16 protein-coding genes, 1 other RNA gene and 1 riboswitch are annotated in these 16,604 nt (G+C 63.5%); of the genes, 8 read left to right on the top strand and 9 right to left on the bottom strand.

Going from position 1 to position 16,604, the window contains the following annotated elements; genetic code table 11:
- Nucleotides 1–9 precede the first annotated feature (9 nt).
- Both lptG and lptF read right to left on the bottom strand, forming a co-directional pair.
- Complete coding sequence (gene lptG / locus CJU94_RS01375; RefSeq protein ID WP_007175952.1) at nt 10–1,158, bottom strand: LPS export ABC transporter permease LptG; 1,149 nt, start codon at nt 1,156–1,158, stop codon at nt 10–12.
- A 3-nt stretch (nt 1,159–1,161) separates the two neighbouring features.
- Nucleotides 1,162–2,259 (bottom strand): LPS export ABC transporter permease LptF, encoded by a 1,098-nt coding sequence (gene lptF, locus CJU94_RS01370; protein ID WP_095417239.1) that lies wholly within the window; start codon nt 2,257–2,259, stop codon nt 1,162–1,164.
- Nucleotides 2,260–2,396: 137 nt separating this feature from the next.
- Here lptF and CJU94_RS01365 point away from each other — a divergent pair, with 137 nt between their 5' ends.
- The 3 genes from CJU94_RS01365 to CJU94_RS01355 all read left to right on the top strand — a co-directional run bounded on the left by CJU94_RS01365 (nt 2,397) and on the right by CJU94_RS01355 (nt 5,188).
- Nucleotides 2,397–3,908 carry a leucyl aminopeptidase gene (locus CJU94_RS01365; RefSeq protein WP_095417238.1) on the top strand — a complete coding sequence of 504 codons (1,512 nt, stop codon included), beginning with the start codon at nt 2,397–2,399 and terminating at the stop codon, nt 3,906–3,908.
- 58 nt (nt 3,909–3,966) lie between these two features.
- Nucleotides 3,967–4,383, top strand: coding sequence for a DNA polymerase III subunit chi (locus tag CJU94_RS01360; RefSeq protein WP_007175949.1), 417 nt, complete (start codon nt 3,967–3,969; stop codon nt 4,381–4,383).
- Nucleotides 4,384–4,477: 94 nt separating this feature from the next.
- The gene (locus CJU94_RS01355) at nt 4,478–5,188 is read left to right on the top strand and encodes a DUF2486 family protein (RefSeq protein WP_095417237.1); all 711 of its coding nucleotides are present in this window, start codon (nt 4,478–4,480) and stop codon (nt 5,186–5,188) included.
- Between the two features lie 82 nt (nt 5,189–5,270).
- On the opposite strand, the gene CJU94_RS01350 is transcribed toward CJU94_RS01355, so the two are convergent.
- Nucleotides 5,271–5,609 (bottom strand): c-type cytochrome, encoded by a 339-nt coding sequence (locus CJU94_RS01350; protein WP_095417236.1) that lies wholly within the window; start codon nt 5,607–5,609, stop codon nt 5,271–5,273.
- Nucleotides 5,610–5,777: 168 nt separating this feature from the next.
- Nucleotides 5,778–7,451 carry a dihydroxy-acid dehydratase gene (ilvD, locus tag CJU94_RS01345; protein ID WP_095417235.1) on the bottom strand — a complete coding sequence of 558 codons (1,674 nt, stop codon included), beginning with the start codon at nt 7,449–7,451 and terminating at the stop codon, nt 5,778–5,780.
- A 172-nt stretch (nt 7,452–7,623) separates the two neighbouring features.
- On the opposite strand from ilvD, the gene CJU94_RS01340 reads away from it, so the two are divergent.
- On the top strand, nt 7,624–8,610 hold the full coding sequence (locus CJU94_RS01340; RefSeq protein WP_095417234.1) for a LysR family transcriptional regulator: 987 nt from the start codon (nt 7,624–7,626) through the stop codon (nt 8,608–8,610).
- A 127-nt stretch (nt 8,611–8,737) separates the two neighbouring features.
- Entirely contained in the window at nt 8,738–9,643 is a 906-nt protein-coding gene (gene lgt, locus CJU94_RS01335) for a prolipoprotein diacylglyceryl transferase (RefSeq protein ID WP_095417233.1), read from the top strand.
- Nucleotides 9,644–9,755: 112 nt separating this feature from the next.
- Here the strand turns inward: lgt and CJU94_RS01330 are convergent, their stop codons facing one another.
- From CJU94_RS01330 to CJU94_RS01310, 5 genes are all read right to left on the bottom strand, one after another.
- Entirely contained in the window at nt 9,756–10,487 is a 732-nt protein-coding gene (locus tag CJU94_RS01330) for an SIMPL domain-containing protein (protein ID WP_095417232.1), read from the bottom strand.
- 184 nt (nt 10,488–10,671) lie between these two features.
- Nucleotides 10,672–11,130 carry an EVE domain-containing protein gene (locus tag CJU94_RS01325; RefSeq protein ID WP_095417231.1) on the bottom strand — a complete coding sequence of 153 codons (459 nt, stop codon included), beginning with the start codon at nt 11,128–11,130 and terminating at the stop codon, nt 10,672–10,674.
- A gap of 120 nt (nt 11,131–11,250) precedes the next feature.
- Nucleotides 11,251–11,432, bottom strand: a non-coding RNA gene (gene ssrS / locus CJU94_RS01320) — 6S RNA.
- Between the two features lie 134 nt (nt 11,433–11,566).
- Nucleotides 11,567–11,881, bottom strand: a complete 315-nt coding sequence (locus tag CJU94_RS01315) for a cell division protein ZapA (protein WP_091796442.1) — start codon at nt 11,879–11,881, stop codon at nt 11,567–11,569.
- On the bottom strand, nt 11,878–12,234 hold the full coding sequence (locus CJU94_RS01310; RefSeq protein WP_095417230.1) for an ATPase: 357 nt from the start codon (nt 12,232–12,234) through the stop codon (nt 11,878–11,880). The genes CJU94_RS01315 and CJU94_RS01310 overlap by 4 nt, the downstream gene beginning before the upstream one ends.
- Nucleotides 12,235–12,441: 207 nt before the next feature.
- Nucleotides 12,442–12,698: riboswitch (cobalamin riboswitch) on the top strand.
- 91 nt (nt 12,699–12,789) lie between these two features.
- Here CJU94_RS01310 and CJU94_RS01305 point away from each other — a divergent pair.
- From CJU94_RS01305 to CJU94_RS41655, 3 genes are read left to right on the top strand one after another with little or no spacing between them, the layout of a single operon-like run.
- Nucleotides 12,790–14,661, top strand: coding sequence for a TonB-dependent receptor domain-containing protein (locus tag CJU94_RS01305; RefSeq protein WP_095417229.1), 1,872 nt, complete (start codon nt 12,790–12,792; stop codon nt 14,659–14,661).
- A gap of 51 nt (nt 14,662–14,712) precedes the next feature.
- Nucleotides 14,713–15,765 carry a FecCD family ABC transporter permease gene (locus CJU94_RS01300; protein ID WP_095417228.1) on the top strand — a complete coding sequence of 351 codons (1,053 nt, stop codon included), beginning with the start codon at nt 14,713–14,715 and terminating at the stop codon, nt 15,763–15,765.
- Nucleotides 15,762–16,601 carry an ABC transporter ATP-binding protein gene (locus CJU94_RS41655; protein ID WP_095420167.1) on the top strand — a complete coding sequence of 280 codons (840 nt, stop codon included), beginning with the start codon at nt 15,762–15,764 and terminating at the stop codon, nt 16,599–16,601. Before CJU94_RS01300 ends, CJU94_RS41655 begins: the two co-directional genes overlap by 4 nt.
- Nucleotides 16,602–16,604 lie beyond the last annotated feature (3 nt).

Raw genomic sequence — 16,604 nt, 5'->3', positions numbered from 1 at the left:
CAACCGCTCCTAATGCCGATCAACCCACTTCAACCCAACCAACCCAAGCACGAGATAAACCAACCCAGGCGTAGCCGCAGTCAACGGAGCAGGCCACGTATTCAGCGTGCCGATATGCGAGAACAGAGTATTGAACAACTGAAAACTCATCCCCAACATGATCCCGCCAAAAACCTTCATCCCAACAACCCCAGCGCGCGTATGCAAATACGCAAACGGCAGCGACAAAACCAGCATCACGAACACAGCAAACGGATACAACAGCTTGCGCCACAGCGCAATTTCATACCGCTGCGTATCCTGATGATTCTCGGTCAAATGCTGGATATACCGGAACAGATTGAACATCGACATCCGATCCGGCGACACCAGCAGCACCGAGAGAATCTGCGGCGTCAATTCCGAACGCAGCGAATACTCCGGCACCGCAACTTCCTTCGCACGATAAACCGGATTCAACGCGTCAGCGGGCGTGCCCGGAGGAGGGGGCACATCGATCAATTGCGTATCGGTCACGCCAGTCAACTGCCAATGCCCCGGCGGCTGATACTTGCCACTTTTCGCGGTCCGCACATTGGAGAGCCGGAACTTCGAATCGAATTCGTAGATGCGCACATTGCTGATCGTCGCATCCGGCTTCAATTCGCCGACGTTGACGAACCGCGTGACCTGCTCGCCGTCCGCGCGCGCCGTCAGCGTGTCTTTCACCCACACACCCGACTCGAAATTACTCGACACCGAAGACCCCAGCGCTTCGAGCCGCACACGCTCCGACAACTGATCCGTGTACGGACCAACCACTTCGCCGATCAGATAGGTCAGCAAAACCAGCGGAATGCCGATCTTCAACAGCGAGCGCAACGCCTGATTCGTCGCAAGCCCGGACACACGAAAAATGGTGTACTCCGAATTCGCCGCCATCTGCGCAAACACATAAATCGCACTGATCAGCGCGGCGACCGGAATGATTTCGTAGAAACGCGACGGCGTCTGCAACGCAACCCGCAACACCGCGTACTGAAACTTGTAATTACCGTGCCCGACCGAATTCAATTCGTTGATCAGGTCGAAGAAAAAGAACAGACCCGAAAACGCAAACAGAATGAAGATGAACGTGAGATAGATCTGACGCGCGAAGTACCTTTCATAGATGCGCATCGGTCAGGCTCCCTGCGAACGGCTGAATATTGCCCGCGTGAATAGCGGCCGGTTGCGCACGCGCAGCCAGAAAATGAACGCGACGATCGCCGCGACGATCACATGCAGGCCCACCAGCCCGACCGGGAACGACATCTTGCCCTGCTCGATCCACGACTGCACCACGTTCAACAGATTCGAATACGTCAGATAGATGAGCACTGCCATCACCAGATTGATGGTGCGGCTGCGCCGCGGGTTCTGGTGCGCGAGCGGAATGGCGAGCAGCATCAGGTTGATCGCGATCAGCGGCAGCCCCGCGCGCCACGCGAATTCGGCGAGATTGTCGTTGGTGGGATTGCGCAGCAGCGTCAGGGTGGGCGTACCGGTGGTGCTCGGCGTATTGACGACCGGCTGGCTTTGGATTTTCACGCCATAGCGCTCGAATTCCATGATGCGGAAATCGGGCTGCCCCGGTTGTCCGTCATAGCGGCGGCCGTTTTCCAGCACGACGAAGCGATCGCCGTTCTTACGCGTTTCCGTATGGCCGGTCTTCGACACGACCACGTTGACCTTGCCGTTCTCCGTGCTGGTCACGAAAACGTTCTCGACGCGCGCCTGGTCGGGCGACATCTTCTCGATGAAGAACACGCGGTGGCTCGTGGCCGATTCGCGGAACTGACCCGGCGCGAGCAGTGAGACTTCGTCGCGTTGCTGGAAGCGCGCGCGGATCAGCTTGCTCTGCTGGTTCGACCACGGCCAGCCGACGAACACGAAGAACATGATGAGGATGATGATCGGCGTGGCAAAAATACCGATCGGCTTGATGAATTGCGTCAGACTGACACCCGACGAGAGCCACACGACCATCTCGGAGTCTTTGTACCAACGGGTCAGGACGAACAGGATCGACACGAACAGGGTCGCGACGAGCATGATCGCCAGGTAGCCGATCACGGTCAGACCGATCAGGACCAGCACGTCGCGCGGGTCGATCTCGCCTGAGGCCGCGAAGCCGACGATGCGGATCATCATCGTCGTCAGCACGAGCGTGAGGAGAACCATGAACACGGCACCAGCCGTATACGCGAGTTCGCGCTGGAGGGAGCGTTCGAAGATCATTATTGATGATGAGAGGGGGCGCTCTCAGTGGCGCACGGGTTGCTTCCCGTCACACCTCCGGTGCAGCCGCCGCGGGAAAAATAGCGGATAATTGCGGCTTTCATCCTAAGCCCAGATTTTATCCGAGGACAAGCGCGATGGACTTTAGCATAAAAGCCTGTGATTGGACCAAAGGCTCGTCAAACGGTTTCCTGACTGGAAAATCCGATTGCATCGTAATCGGTGTGTTCGAGTCGCAAACCCTCTCGGGCGCGGCTCTCGAGATCGACGCGGCCACCAAGGGCCTGTTGACCCGCATCATCAAGGCCGGCGACATGGACGGCAAGGCCGGCACCACGCTGTTCCTGCACGAAGTCTCGGGCATCGGCGCTTCCCGCGTGCTGCTGGTCGGCCTCGGCAAGCAGGACGCTTTCAACCAGAAAGCTTACGGTGACGCCGCACGGGCCGCCTGGCGCGCACTGCTGCCCACCAAGATCGTCCAGGTCACCTTCACGCTGGCGCAATTGCCGATCCTCGAGCGTTCGGCGGACTGGGCGGTGCGCGCCGCGATCCTCGCGCTGCGCGAGTTGACCTACAAGTTCACGCAGATGAAGAGCAAGCCGGACACGTCGGCGCGTGCGTTGAAGCGCATCGTCTTCAGCGTCAACACCGGCGACGAGAAGGCCGCCAAGCTGGCCGCGAAGCAGGGCGCGGCGCTCGCCAACGGCATGGACCTCACGCGCGACCTCGGCAACCTGCCGAGCAACGTCTGCACGCCGACCTACCTCGCCAACACCGCGAAGAAGCTCGCCAAAGACTGGAAGCTGAAGGTCGAAGTGCTGGGCGAAAAGCAGTGTGAAGCGCTCAAGATGGGCTCGTTCCTGTCGGTTACGGCCGGCTCGGTGGAACCGGCGCAGTTCATCGTGCTGCAGTACCAGGGCGGCGCCGCGAAAGCCGCGCCGGTGGTGCTGGTGGGCAAGGGCGTGACGTTCGACACGGGCGGCATTTCGCTCAAGCCGGGCGAAGGCATGGACGAGATGAAGTACGACATGTGCGGCGCCGGTTCGGTGCTGGGCACGTTGCGCGCCGTCGCGGAAATGGGCTTGAAAATCAACGTGGTGGGCATCATTCCGGCGGTGGAGAACATGCCGTCCGCTACGGCCACCAAGCCGGGCGACATCGTCACCAGCATGAAGGGCCTGACGATCGAAGTGCTGAACACGGACGCCGAAGGCCGGCTGATCCTGTGCGACGCGCTCACTTATGCCGAGCGCTTCAAGCCGGCTGCGGTGATCGATATCGCCACGCTCACGGGCGCCTGCATCATCGCGTTGGGCCACCATAACAGCGGCCTCTTCTCGAAAGACGACGCGCTGGCGGGCGAGTTGCTCGACGCATCGCGTGAAGCGTCGGACCCGGCCTGGCGCATGCCGCTCGACGACGAGTACCAGGACCAGCTCAAGTCGAACTTCGCGGATCTGGCCAATATCGGCGGCCGTCCGGCGGGCAGCGTGACGGCGGCGTGCTTCCTGTCGCGCTTCACCGAAGCCTATCCGTGGGCGCACCTGGACATCGCGGGTACGGCATGGAAGAGCGGTGCGGCGAAGGGCGCAACGGGCCGTCCGGTGCCGTTGCTGGCGCAGTTCCTGATCGATCGCGCCGCGCAATGACGCAATGCAGTAAAGTTGCAAGCCCGGCTGCGCCAGCAGACGCGAGGCGGAGCCGCCGATGACGAGAATCGACTTCCACTCGAACGTCGGCGATTCGCTGCTGTATGCGTGCCGCCTGATCCGCAAGGCGTATCAGGCGGGCCAGCCGACCATCGTGCTGGCCGAGCCCGCGCGGCTGAAGGCCTTCGACGAACAGTTGTGGACCTTCTCGCCGCTCGACTTCGTGCCGCACTGCATGGCGGGCACGCCGCTCGCCGCGCAAACGCCGATCGTGCTGGCTTCCACCCTCGAGGACGTGCCGCATCATCAGGTGCTGCTCAATCTCGGCGCCACGGTGCCGGCGCAATTCGCACGCTTCGAAAGATTGCTGGAAGTGGTCGGTAACGCACACGAGGAACTCGCTGCGGGCCGCGAACGCTATCGCTTCTATCGCGATCGCGGCTATGCTTTGAACAACTACAAGCAAGGCAGCTAGGCCCCATTCGGCCCGCGTCGCGCGCGTGTCTGATCTCAGGCATCCGGCGCGCACGCGGCCTGCTTCAGCTTCGACTCAAACACGGAGAGCGCACGTGTCCGATCCCAACGACGATTCGATCCCGGTTCTGCACGAGGTTCTCGTGCAGGGTCATCCTGTGCAGGCGCGCCAGGCGTCGAGCGGTGCTGCCGAGTTCGATGCTCCGCGTGAGCCCAGTTTCAAGGCGGAACCCGTGCTCGTGCCGCAGCCCGTGCTGACGCCGGAGCAGGTCAGGTCGGCCGAGCCTGTGCTCGCGCCAGAGCCGGCGCATCTGCAAGAACCTGCGTTCGCCCCTCAACCGCATGCGCCGGAGGAAGCCGCGCATGCGCCGCAGCCGGCGCATCCGGCCGATCATCATCCGAAGAAGCGCGCGCGGGCGCACCACGCGGTCCACGCGCGGCACGCGCACGAGGACGGGTTCGTGCCGTCGGCGGGCGTGTTCGATCGGGTCGAGCCGGCCACGCCGCTCGAGGCGGGCTCGACCGTGCCGCCGGATATCGCCCGTGAAGGCGTCGGCGAGCCGGCTCTGGACCTGGACGCCGATGTGATCGCCGAACGTCTGCGCAAACGGGTCACGGGGTTCCTGGCCGGCGACGGGCGGAGCATCATCGAAGATCGCTGCCGCGAGACCTTGCACGCGCACACGGGCTGGCTCATCGACCAGATCACGCGCGAAGTGGCGCTCACGCTGGAGGAAGAAATGACCAGCTGGGTGCGTGAAGCGGTGCTGGAAGAAATCGGACGGCACGCCGCAGGCACGGCCTGATGGCGTGACGCTATAAGCGTGGCGGGCACGCTCGCGGCGCCTTTCGCGAGGCGCTTGTTTCTGCTCAGCTTGGTTGGGCGGCTTATTTGAGCGTCAGCACCCAGCTAGCCAGCGTCGCCGCCTGATCCGGCGTGAGTTGGGTGTTCGCTGGCATCGGCACCGGGCCCCATACGCCCGTGCTGCCGTCCAGAATCTTGTGCTTCAGATAAGTGACCGCGTCTTCACGGCCAGCATATTTCGCCGCGACCTCACGCAGCGCCGGTCCCATGAAGGAACGCGTAACCGAGTGACAACTCATGCAATTCTGCTGCTGGGCCAGCGCGAGGCCCGCGGCCTCGGCCTGCGCCGCCGGACTGCCGGCACTCAACGCAGCGCCCAGCACGACGGCGGCTGCAAGCGCTGTGTGCGACTTTGATTTCATTCTGGTCTCCGTCGGTGCGGGTGCCCGACTCGTGGTGTCAGCATTATAAAAGGAAAGGGGCGCACGGTTTCCCGTGCACCCCCTTTCGCTTTTACGTAGCTTCACATGCGCCCGCAGGCCGCCGCCGCGGCCTTGGGTCACGTACCTGGCCGGCCGTCAGGCCGCGGCTCAGCCCGTCACAGCGCCCTTGTTGGCCGGCAGCGCCAGTGCCGAGTACTTCGCCAGCACGCCGCGCGTGTAGCGCGGCTTTGGCTGCTGCCATGCGGCACGGCGTCGCGCCAGTTCGGCGTCGTCGACGTTCAGTTGCAGCAGCAGCTTGTGCGCGTCGATGGTGATCGAGTCGCCTTCCTGCACGAACGCGATCGTGCCGCCCACGAAGGCTTCCGGCGCGACGTGCCCGACCACCATCCCCCACGTGCCGCCCGAGAAGCGGCCGTCGGTGATCAGGCCGATGCTCTCGCCGAGACCCTTGCCGATGATCGCCGAGGTCGGCGCGAGCATTTCCGGCATGCCGGGGCCGCCCTTCGGGCCGAGATAGCGCAGCACCACCACGTCGCCGGCGACGATCCCGTCGGCCAGAATCGCTTCGAGCGCGCTCTGCTCGTCGTCGAACACGCGCGCCGGGCCCGTGATGACAGGGTTCTTCAGCCCGGTGATCTTGGCGACCGCGCCGTCGATAGCCAGGTTGCCCTTCAGGATCGCGAGGTGGCCTTCCTTGTACAGCGCCTGCTCGATCGGGAAAATCACCTGCTGATCCGCACGCGGTTTGGCCGGCACGTCCTTCAACTCTTCCGCGATGGTCCTGCCGGTGATCGTGATGCAATCGCCGTGCAACAGGCCGGCGTCGAGCAGGATCTTCATGACTTGCGGAATGCCGCCGGCCTTGTGGAGGTCGGTCGCCACGAACTGGCCCGACGGCTTCAGGTTGCAGATCACCGGCACCTTCTTGCGCATGCGCTCGAAGTCTTCAATGGTCCATTCCACTTCGGCCGCATGCGCGATGGCGAGAAAATGCAGCACGGCGTTGGTCGAGCCGCCGGTGGCCATGATCACGGCCACGGCGTTTTCGATCGACTTGCGGGTGACGATGTCGCGCGGCTTCAGATCCTTCTTGACCGCTTCCACCAGCACGCGCGCCGATTCGGCCGCCGAGTCGACTTTTTCCTGATCCGGATTGGCCATTGTGGACGAGTACATCAGCGACATGCCGAGTGCTTCGAACGACGAGCTCATCGTGTTGGCGGTGTACATGCCGCCGCATGAACCCGTGGACGGACATGCGTTTCTCTCCACGCCGTCGAAATCTTCCTGTGACATGCGGCCGGCGGTGAACTCGCCCACGGCCTCGAACGACGACACGATGGTCAGGTCGGTGCCCTTCCAGTTGCCCGGACGGATCGTGCCGCCATACACGTAGATGCTCGGCACGTTGGTGCGCAACATGCCGATCATGCCGCCCGGCATGTTCTTGTCGCAGCCGCCGATCACGACCACGCCGTCCATCCACTGGCCTTGCACGCAGGTCTCGATACAGTCGGAGATCACTTCGCGCGACACGAGCGAGTACTTCATGCCTTCGGTGCCCATCGACATGCCGTCCGAGATCGTCGGCGTGCCGAAGATCTGCGGATTCGCGTCGGCGCCCTTGATCGCGGCAACCGCCGCGTCGGCCAGACGCTGCAGGCCGGCGTTGCACGGCGTGATGGTCGAGTGGCCGTTGGCGATGCCGATCATCGGCTTGTCGAAGTCGGCTTTTTCGTAGCCGAGCGCGTAGTACATCGAGCGATTCGGCGAACGCGCCACGCCTTGCGTGATGTTCTTCGAACGACGGTTGTATGCCATGGGGAGCTCCAGTCTGTTTTGTTTTGATCCGCGCTGCGGGTTCTGGCTTGCCGGCGTGGGTGGCCGGCTGCATCGTCCAGTGTAGTTCCGACGCGTCGTGCGGAGTGCAGTTTTCCAATGCGCGTGTCTAATATATTATTCGTGCTTCATTAGGTCGCAAAACGTATCACGCATGCTGCCAGCTATCCCCGATTTGCGCCAGTTGCGCTATTTCGTCACCGTCGCCGAAGAAAAGCACTTCGGCCGCGCGGCGGCGCGCCTTTCGATGACGCAGCCGCCGTTGTCGCAAGCCATCCGGGCCCTGGAAGAGACGCTCGGCGTCGCGCTGTTCGCGCGCACCAAGCGCTCCGTCGAACTGACGCCGGTGGGCGCCGACCTGCTGCCCGAGGTGCAGCGCCTGCTGGCGAGCGCCGAGGGGCTGCGGCCGCTCGCGCAGAGCCTCGCGCGCGGCGAGGCGGGCGTGCTGTCGCTGGCGTTCGTTTCCACGGCGGACTATGGCCTGCTGCCGTTGTTGCTGCGCGATTTCGGCGCGCGTCATCCGCGCGTGCGGCTGGAGTTGACCGAAGCCACCAGCGACGTGCAGGTGGACGAACTGGTGGCCGGGCGCATCGACGCCGGCCTCGTGATCGCGCCGCTGCCGCCGCGCCATGCCGCTCAGCTCTCGTGGCTGCCCATCGCGCGCGAACCGCTGGTGATCGCCATGTCGACGGAAATGGCGGCGCGCGTGGCGAGCGCTAGCGGCAGCCGTGACGACCCGAGCGCGGAATGGCTGGACCCGCCGATCAGCCTGCGCGATGTCGCCGACGCACCGCTCGTGATCTTCCCAAGACGTCTGGCGCCAGGCTTTTATGACATCATTATGGATTGCTACGGCGTGGCGGGCCTCGCGCCCCGGATCGGCCAGGAAGCGATCCAGATGCAGACGATCGTGAGCCTCGTGTCGGCCGGCATGGGTGTCGCACTGGTGCCGCAATCGTTGCGTAATCTGCGCCGCACCGGCGTCGTGTACCGGCCGCTGTCCGAGTCGGTGCCCGCCATCGAGACGGGGCTGGTCTGGCGCACGGCGGAGGTGAGCCCGGTGCTGGCGGGCTTCATCGAGATCGTGCGCTCGCATGCCGCGACCGTCGAGGCGCCGCTATCCGCCGCGCCGCGCGTTTAGACGCGTTTTCGCGAACGCATCGGCGCCTGGACCGTCCAACGCATGCACCGCAAGGTGCGGGCAGCGCCGCCCACTATTACAAACCCAGAAAACCCGCTTCTGAACCTGAACTGCCCATAACAACACGATGCTCATTCACCCGAATTTCGACCCCATTGCCATTCATCTGGGGCCGCTCGCCGTGCGCTGGTATGGACTGATGTACCTCGTCGCGTTTATCGCGGCGATCGTCGTCGGCCGGCTGCGGCTGCGTTTGCCGTATGTCGCCGCGCAAGGCTGGACCGCCAAAGATATCGACGACATGCTGTTTTACGGCGTGCTCGGCACGATCCTCGGCGGCCGGCTCGGCTACGTGCTGTTCTACAAGGCGAGCTTTTATTTCGCGCATCCGCTCGACATCTTCAAGGTGTGGGAAGGAGGCATGTCGTTTCACGGCGGCTTTCTCGGCGTGACGCTCGCCATGGTGCTGTTCGCGTATCAGCGCAAACGCTCGTGGCTGCAGGTCACCGACTTCGTCGCGCCGATGGTGCCCACCGGCCTCGCCGCGGGGCGTCTCGGCAACTTCATCAACGGCGAGTTGTGGGGACGCGTAACCGATCCGAGCGCGCCGTGGGCGATGCTGTTTCCGGGCGCCGCGCCCGACGACGCCGCGTGGCTCACCGCGCATCCGCAACTAGCCGCGCAATGGCATTTGAACGAAGTGTTCGCGCAATATCACATGCTGCCGCGTCATCCGTCGGAGCTGTATGAGATCGCGCTGGAAGGCGTCGCGCTGTTCTTCGTGCTGTTCTTCTTCTCCCGTAAACCGAAGCCGATGGGCGCGATTTCCGCCGTGTTTCTGATCGGCTATGGCCTTGCGCGCTTCACGGTCGAATTCGCGCGGGAACCGGACGATTTCCTCGGCCTGCTGGCCATGGGTCTTTCCATGGGCCAATGGTTGTCGCTGCCGATGATCCTCGTCGGTATCGGCCTGCTCGTCTGGTCTTATCGTCGCGCAGGCCGTCAGCCGGCGCAGGCGGTGAGCGCGAGCTGATCTGTTCAGCTACGGTTTATCGTAGCGAACGGTCAAATGAAAAAAGCCACGGCGTGCCGTGGCTTTTTCTTTGGCTGTCGCGAAGCTGCGCTTCCTGCGTGAGGGAATGGCGTTATTTCATCTGCACCGAACCCGACACATTCACGGTCACGGTGGACGTGCCGCCTTCGATCGGCACCGGCGCCGAGGCCTTCGCGTCGGCGCCCATGGCGCGCGCGCTCATCATCATCACCGGACGCGGCATCACGCCGTTGTGGCCGACGTTGACCTCGCGAATCGAATAGCCGCTATAGCCGAACGCCTGCGCGGACGATGCGGCCTGCTCGCGAAACGACTTGATCGCTTCGCCGGTGAGCTTCTGCTCGGCCGCGCGTTGTGCTTCGGGCGAGAGCGAGAATTGCACGTTGCCGACCTGCATGATCGATGCCATTTGACCCGCGAGCTTCGACGCCGCGGCGAAGTCGTGCGATTCGAGCACGATCTCCGTGCGGCCGCGCCATGCGGAAATGCGCCCGTCACGGTCTGTTGACGGATAGATCGAGAACGAGCCCGTGCGGGCCGTTACACCGCTCACACCCTTGGCCTTTTGCAGCGCCGAATCGGCGCGCTGATTCAGCGTTGACGTGAGCGCCGACGGATCGCTCGCTTCCTGCTCGTAGAACAGCGTGATATCGACGACGTCTTGCGGTACTTCCGCGCTGGCCTGCGCATTCAGCGACAGCACGCCGGCCGGCTGATACTGCATGGCGTTTTGCGCGCGTGCCACGGCCGGCGTCAAGGCTAGCGCTGCGGGCGCGGCGCATACGAGCGCGAGAGCGAGTGCACGTGCAGTGTTTTTCGTCATTGTTGGACTCCTTGCTTGAACAGGGTTGTGCACGATCGGAGCAAACGCCGCGCAATGGCACGGCGTTTGCGAGTCCGTTAGGCGGTTGTAACCTGAGCTTGGTTCCCTGATTTGACGTTGCTTTAACGTTTGCGTCCGCGTGAATACGCGTCTTGCATCAACGATCAGTCAACATCAAGCGACGTCAAGCGAGCCGCTTGGTGATGAAGCGCCATTCGGCTTCGGTCACCGGTGTGATCGACAGGCGGTTGCCCTTGGCGAGCACGCGCATGTCCTTGAGTTCGTCATGCTCGCGCAGCGCGGCGAGCGGAATCAGCGGGATCTTCTTCTTGAACACCACATCGACGAGCACCCAGCGTGGCGTTTCCTGCGACGACTTCGCGTCGAAGTAGGGACTCTTCCTGTCGAACTGCGTGGGGTCCGGGTACGCGGTGGACGATACCGCCGCAATGCCCGCGATGCCGGGCTCGGGACAGCTCGAGTGATAGAACAGCACACCGTCGCCGACCTGCATCAGGTCACGCATGAAATTGCGCGCCTGATAGTTGCGCACGCCGGTCCAAGGCAACGTGCGATGCGGTGCGTTGGCGAGATGGTCGATGCTTGCTTCGTCCGGTTCGGACTTCATTAGCCAGTAGCGCATGAATCGAATTGAACGTTAAGGGTTTGAAGATGCGGAAGAAATCGGCGTACAGCAAACAGCGCGCAAAAACAGCGCACAAAGAAAAACGGCACCGAACCGAAGTCCGATGCCGTTCTAAAAAAGGTCCCCGCCTTAGCCGCTAGGCCGGCATCCTGAACCGGGGGTTCAGAATTGGTCGCAGTTAGCAACACTTCGGGTACATCAGACAGAGTGACGCGCACACCCGTGCTACAAATTTCCGCAACCGTGCACATGGCATTGGTTCAAGGAATATATGACCTTGGCGAACCAGGCAGGGAAGCTAAACCGATGAAGCTAAAACACAAAACGACCGATTGAACTCAAACGTTTGCAGAATCTTGCACGCCTTGTGCTCACGCACTCCGTTTGAATCCGCCGCCGATCTCAGGACCGGCCGCACGATAACACACACTACTTACTGCATGCTGTACTGCTGAATCACAGTACCCAGTTGTTCGTTCATTTGATGCATTGTACGCCGGATTTCTTCAGCGGGAAATGCTTCTCCGTGTCTCACGCTCGATTGCAGCCTAAGCAGTTCCGATGCCAGCGACAGTGCGGCCATGACAGCAATGCGATCCGTGCCGCGCACGTTGCTGTTATTGCGGATCTTCGACATTTCGGCGTCGACGCGTGCGACCGCTTCAAGCAGCGCGCCTTCCGTTTCCGGCGAGCAGGCGAGCCGATAGGGCACGCCGAGAATCGATACTTCGATCTGCTTGGTGGTCATGCATTTTCTCCGTGGCGGGTCACGTCGCTCTCGGCTTCGCTTTCGTGCTGAGCCGGTTCGAGCAGATCGAGCTGGCTATCGGGCTCGCTGTTCGCGCGGGCACGCGGCAGCTTTTCGAGGATCGCATTCAGGCGCACCTGTGCGTCGTCGATCTTCGCCGACAGCGCGTCGCGCTCCGCCTGCAGTGCATTACGTTCCTCGCGCAGCATTGCAAGTTCCGTGCGCGTGGCTTCGACGTCCGCGCGCGATTGGGCGAGCTGCTCTTCGAGCGCGAGTCGCGCTTCATTGTGGCGTTGGCTGATCGCGATCAGCTTGCCGATATTCTGTGAAAGTGTTTCGAGTTCGGTGAGCATGTGCTGCGTCCTCTAAAGACATCGCATTTTAGCGCGGAATGTCGCAGGTTCCGACAATTGTCTCGTTTCGAGACGTAACAACATTGCTTTGTGCAGGCTTTTATCGACCATATGATGAAAAAGTACTCGTGCGTCGGACAATAGCCTGCACTTAACAGAACGCTAGTCTGCGGTCCCACTCATTCTTGACGGACCCCGAGGCCGCTCCTAAACTGGCCGCACTCTGGTGCCCGCGTGCGCTTTTCAACGGCGCGCGCAGTTAAACGGGAAGCAGGGGGCGCTGTTCGCCAGAACGCGCCAACCTGCGCTGCCCCCGCAACGGTAAGCGACCGCATTCGTCATGCAAGTCGATCCTGGTCGCGTGTTGGAAGTTCAACTCGCGAGTGTGCCACTGCGCGTCACGCGTGGGAAGGCGGGATCGAGAAGTCGCCAGCCCGGATACCGGCCAGGGGGAGAGGCACGTCACGCGCGACAATGTTAAATACGCGGGCGCCTCGTTACGCATCGGCCTGCGGGGAAGCGGGCCGCGCACGCTACCCACAGGACTTTCACCCCATGCTGTCCCCCATCGCTCGTGCGGCGCTCCTCGCCTTCGCGGGCCTGCCGGTCGTCGCGCACGCGCAAGCGGCACCTTCATCTTCTCCGTCGGCGGCGCAGGCGTCGCCCGCTGTGTTGTCGCCGATCGTGGTCACCGCGGAGCGCGGCCCGCAAGCACTCGCCGACGCGATCCCGCAGACCGCGCTGTTCGACCAGCAGGATCTCGCCGACACCACCGCGACCGATTTGCCCGGCCTCCTGCAACTCGCACCAGGCGCGCAAATCTCGCGCACAGGTGGCCCCGGTTCGACGACGAGCCTGTTCCTGCGCGGCGCGTCGTCGACGCAATCTTTGCTGCTGATCGACGGCGTGCGCGTCGATTCCGTGAGCCTGGGTTCGGCGCAACTCGCGCAGATTCCGCTCGACCAGGTCGATCACGTCGAGGTGGTGAACGGCAACGTGTCGGCGTTGTACGGCTCCGGTGCGATCGGCGGCGTGGTCCAGGTGTTCACGAAAGAAGGTGGCGACCACCCGCCGCGTTTCAATTTTTCGCTGGGCTACGGCAGCTATCACACGCAAACGCAGCAGGCGGGCGTGAACGGCGCATTGGATAAAGACGGCAATACGACCTTCAGCATTTCGCTCGCGCGGTCGAAGGACGACGGCTTCTCGTCGCTCAATCCGCATGAGGCGCCGAACGCCAACCCGAATGCGAACGGCTATCTGAACGAGAGCATCTCGGCTTCGTTGCGCCACAAGTTCAACGACAAATGGAATGCCGGCGCGAGCTACTTCCAGTCGAACGGCAACAACAGCTACGACAACGCGTACGGCCTGCCGACCGATCTGAACAACCTGTATAGCAAGGTGCGCCAGGTCTCGGTGTTCGCCAACGGCAAGCTGACCGACTGGTGGACGACGCACCTGATCGTCTCCGAAGGCGACGACCGCAGCGTGTCGAATACCAACGGCATTTATAACGGCCGCTTCGATACCGACAACCGCCAGTACACATGGCAGAACGATTTCGCGCTGGCCGCGCAGCAGAAGCTGCAGGTCGGCTACGAGCATCTCGATCAGAGCCTCGAGTCCGACACGTTCGCGGCGCCGGACCGGCATGTGGATTCGGGCTTCGTCGGCTATACCGGGCGCTTTGGGCGCAACCAGATTCAGGCCAACGTGCGGCGCGACCAGTATTCCGATTTCGGCGGAGCGAACAGTTACTATCTCGGCTACGGTTTCGATATCACCGGCCATTGGAAGGTAAGCGCAAGCTATTCGGATTCGTTTCGCGCGCCGAGCTTCGACGATCTGTACTATCCGCTCAGCGGTAATCCGTCTATCCAGCCGGAGCGCAGCCATTCGATCGAAGCCGCGCTGCAGTACGCATCGAATGCGCTTGGCGTGATGCGTCTTACCGCATTTCAGACGCGCTATTCGAATCTGATCGACTATGAGCAGGTGACGCCCGGCATCTATCTGGCCGAGAACGTCGGCCATGCGAAGGTGCAGGGACTCGAAGGGTCGTGGAGCGGTCATGTCGGCAAGACGGACGTGCGCGCGTCGGTGACGCTGCAAAACCCCGTCGACCTCGACAACGACGTCGACCTCGTGCGGCGCGCGCGGCGCTTCGGCTCGCTGACGGTGAACCGCAATATCGCCGGCTGGCGCGTGGGCGGCGAGTGGATCGTGAGCGGCCCGCGCGACGACAGCAGCGGCAAGCTGGGCGGCTATGGCGTGGTGAATCTGTCGGCGCGCTATAACATCACGAAAGCATGGTACGTGGCCGCGCAAATCCAGAATCTGTTGAACAAGGACTATGAAACGGCCTACTCGTACAACTCGCCACGGCGCGGTGCGTATCTCACGGTTGGTTGGCAGCAGCAGTGATGGACACGCCTCGTTGAGATCGCGCGCAAGAGCCGCTGCATGAGCCGAGCCATGAACCGCCACCCGGGTTCGACGCCCGCGACACCGCGCGTGATGAGCGCGAAGCGCGCGGCCGCGATCTGGCTCGCGCTGGCGGCGATCGCGCTGGCGGTGCTGATGGCGTCGCTCGCACTGGGCAGCGTCTCGCTCGCGCCGATGCGCGTACTCTCGGCGCTGATGCCCGCGCACGCATCGGCTAGCGGTTCCGGTGACCTGACGGCGGAGATCGTCCGCACGCTGCGTCTGCCGCGCGCGCTGGCCGGTCTTGCGTGCGGCGCCTTGCTCGCGTTGGCCGGCGCGTTGCTGCAGGTGCTATTGCGCAATCCGCTGGCCGAGCCCTACGTGTTGGGTGTATCGGGCGGCGCGGCGAGCTTCGCGCTCGTTGCGATGATTGCCGGCTGCGCATGGTGGATCGTCGACGCGAGCGCCTTCGCCGGCGCTTTCGTGTCGATCCTGCTGGTGCTCGGCCTCGCGCGCCGCGAGTTGTGGCGCGGCGAGCCGCAGGACACGTCGCCACGTTTGCTGCTGACCGGCGCGGTGATCGCCGCGGGTTGGGGCGCACTCATCACCTTGCTGCTCAACCTCGCGCCGGATAACCGCTTGCGCGGTATGCTGTTCTGGCTGACGGGCGACCTCAATGGCGGCGCGATGCCATGGACGGCGCTCGCCGCGCTCGTCGTCGTGCTGGTCGCGATCGTACCCGCCGCGCCGCGTCTGAATGTGCTGCTGCGGGGTGACGCCGCCGCGCAGGCGTTGGGTGTCGCGGTGACGCCGTTGCGCTTGCGGGTCTATCTGGTGGCCTCGTTGGCGGCGGCCGCGGCGGTGACGACGGCGGGCACCATCGGCTTTGTCGGGCTGGTCGTGCCGCATATGCTGCGGCTCGCGTTCGGCAACGATCAGCGCATGCTGCTGCCGGCCGCCGCGCTCGGCGGCGGTGTCGCGGTGATGGGCGCGGACCTGATCGCGCGCACCGTGATCGCGCCGGCGCAATTGCCGGTCGGCGTGATCACGTCGATCATCGGCGTGCCGGTGTTTCTATGGATGCTGCTGCGCAGGCGCCGATGATGCCAACGTTCAACGCTTCCCAAGCCGTGCTCAGTGCGCAACGTCTGACCTTGCGCGCCGGCGCGCGCACCTTGCTCGATGCCTTCACGCATACGTTCTACGAAGGCGAGATCTGGTGCGTGGCCGGCCCGAACGGCGCGGGCAAGACGACCTTGCTCTCCACGCTGGCGGGGTTGTTGCACCCGTCGGCGGGCCATGTCGAAATAGATGGCGTGCGTGTGACGGACTGGCCGCCGCTCGCGCTCGCGCAGCGGCGCGCGCTGATGCCGCAAAGCGCGCCCGACGCATTCAGCGCGAGCGTGTTCGACATCGTGATGCTGAACCGCTTTCCGCATCTCAGCGGCTGGGGCTGGGAGCGCGAGGCCGATCGCGAGGCGGCGCACGCGGCCTTGGACCTGCTGGGCCTCGCCGCATTCGCCGCGCGCGATGTGCTCTCGCTCTCGGGCGGCGAGCGTCAGCGCGCGGCGCTGGCGGCGGTGCTGTGCCAGGACGCGCCGTTGCTGCTGCTCGACGAACCCTTATCGCATCTCGATCTGCATCATCAGATCGACTGCCTCGAAGCGCTCGCCGCGTGGACCCGCGAGCCTCGGCGCACCGTGATGTTTTCGTGCCACGACCTGAACCTCGCGCGCCGCTTCGCGACGCATGCGCTGCTGCTCGACGGCGCGGGCGGCGCGTATGCCGGGCCGGTCCACGACGTGTTGACGCCCATGCTCGCGAGCCGCGCATTCGGCTACCCGTTGATTCTGATTCGCGACGGCGAACACGAGGCGCTGATTCCGGCTCCGCGCGCGCGTCACGAATCGAGCGCCGATCATGACATGCCAGCAGGCTGATCG

The organism is Paraburkholderia aromaticivorans, assembly GCF_002278075.1.
GTDB lineage: Bacteria > Pseudomonadota > Gammaproteobacteria > Burkholderiales > Burkholderiaceae > Paraburkholderia > Paraburkholderia aromaticivorans.
The sequence above is the reverse complement of the archived record's forward strand: the minus strand, read 5'-3'. Positions and strand labels throughout refer to the sequence as shown.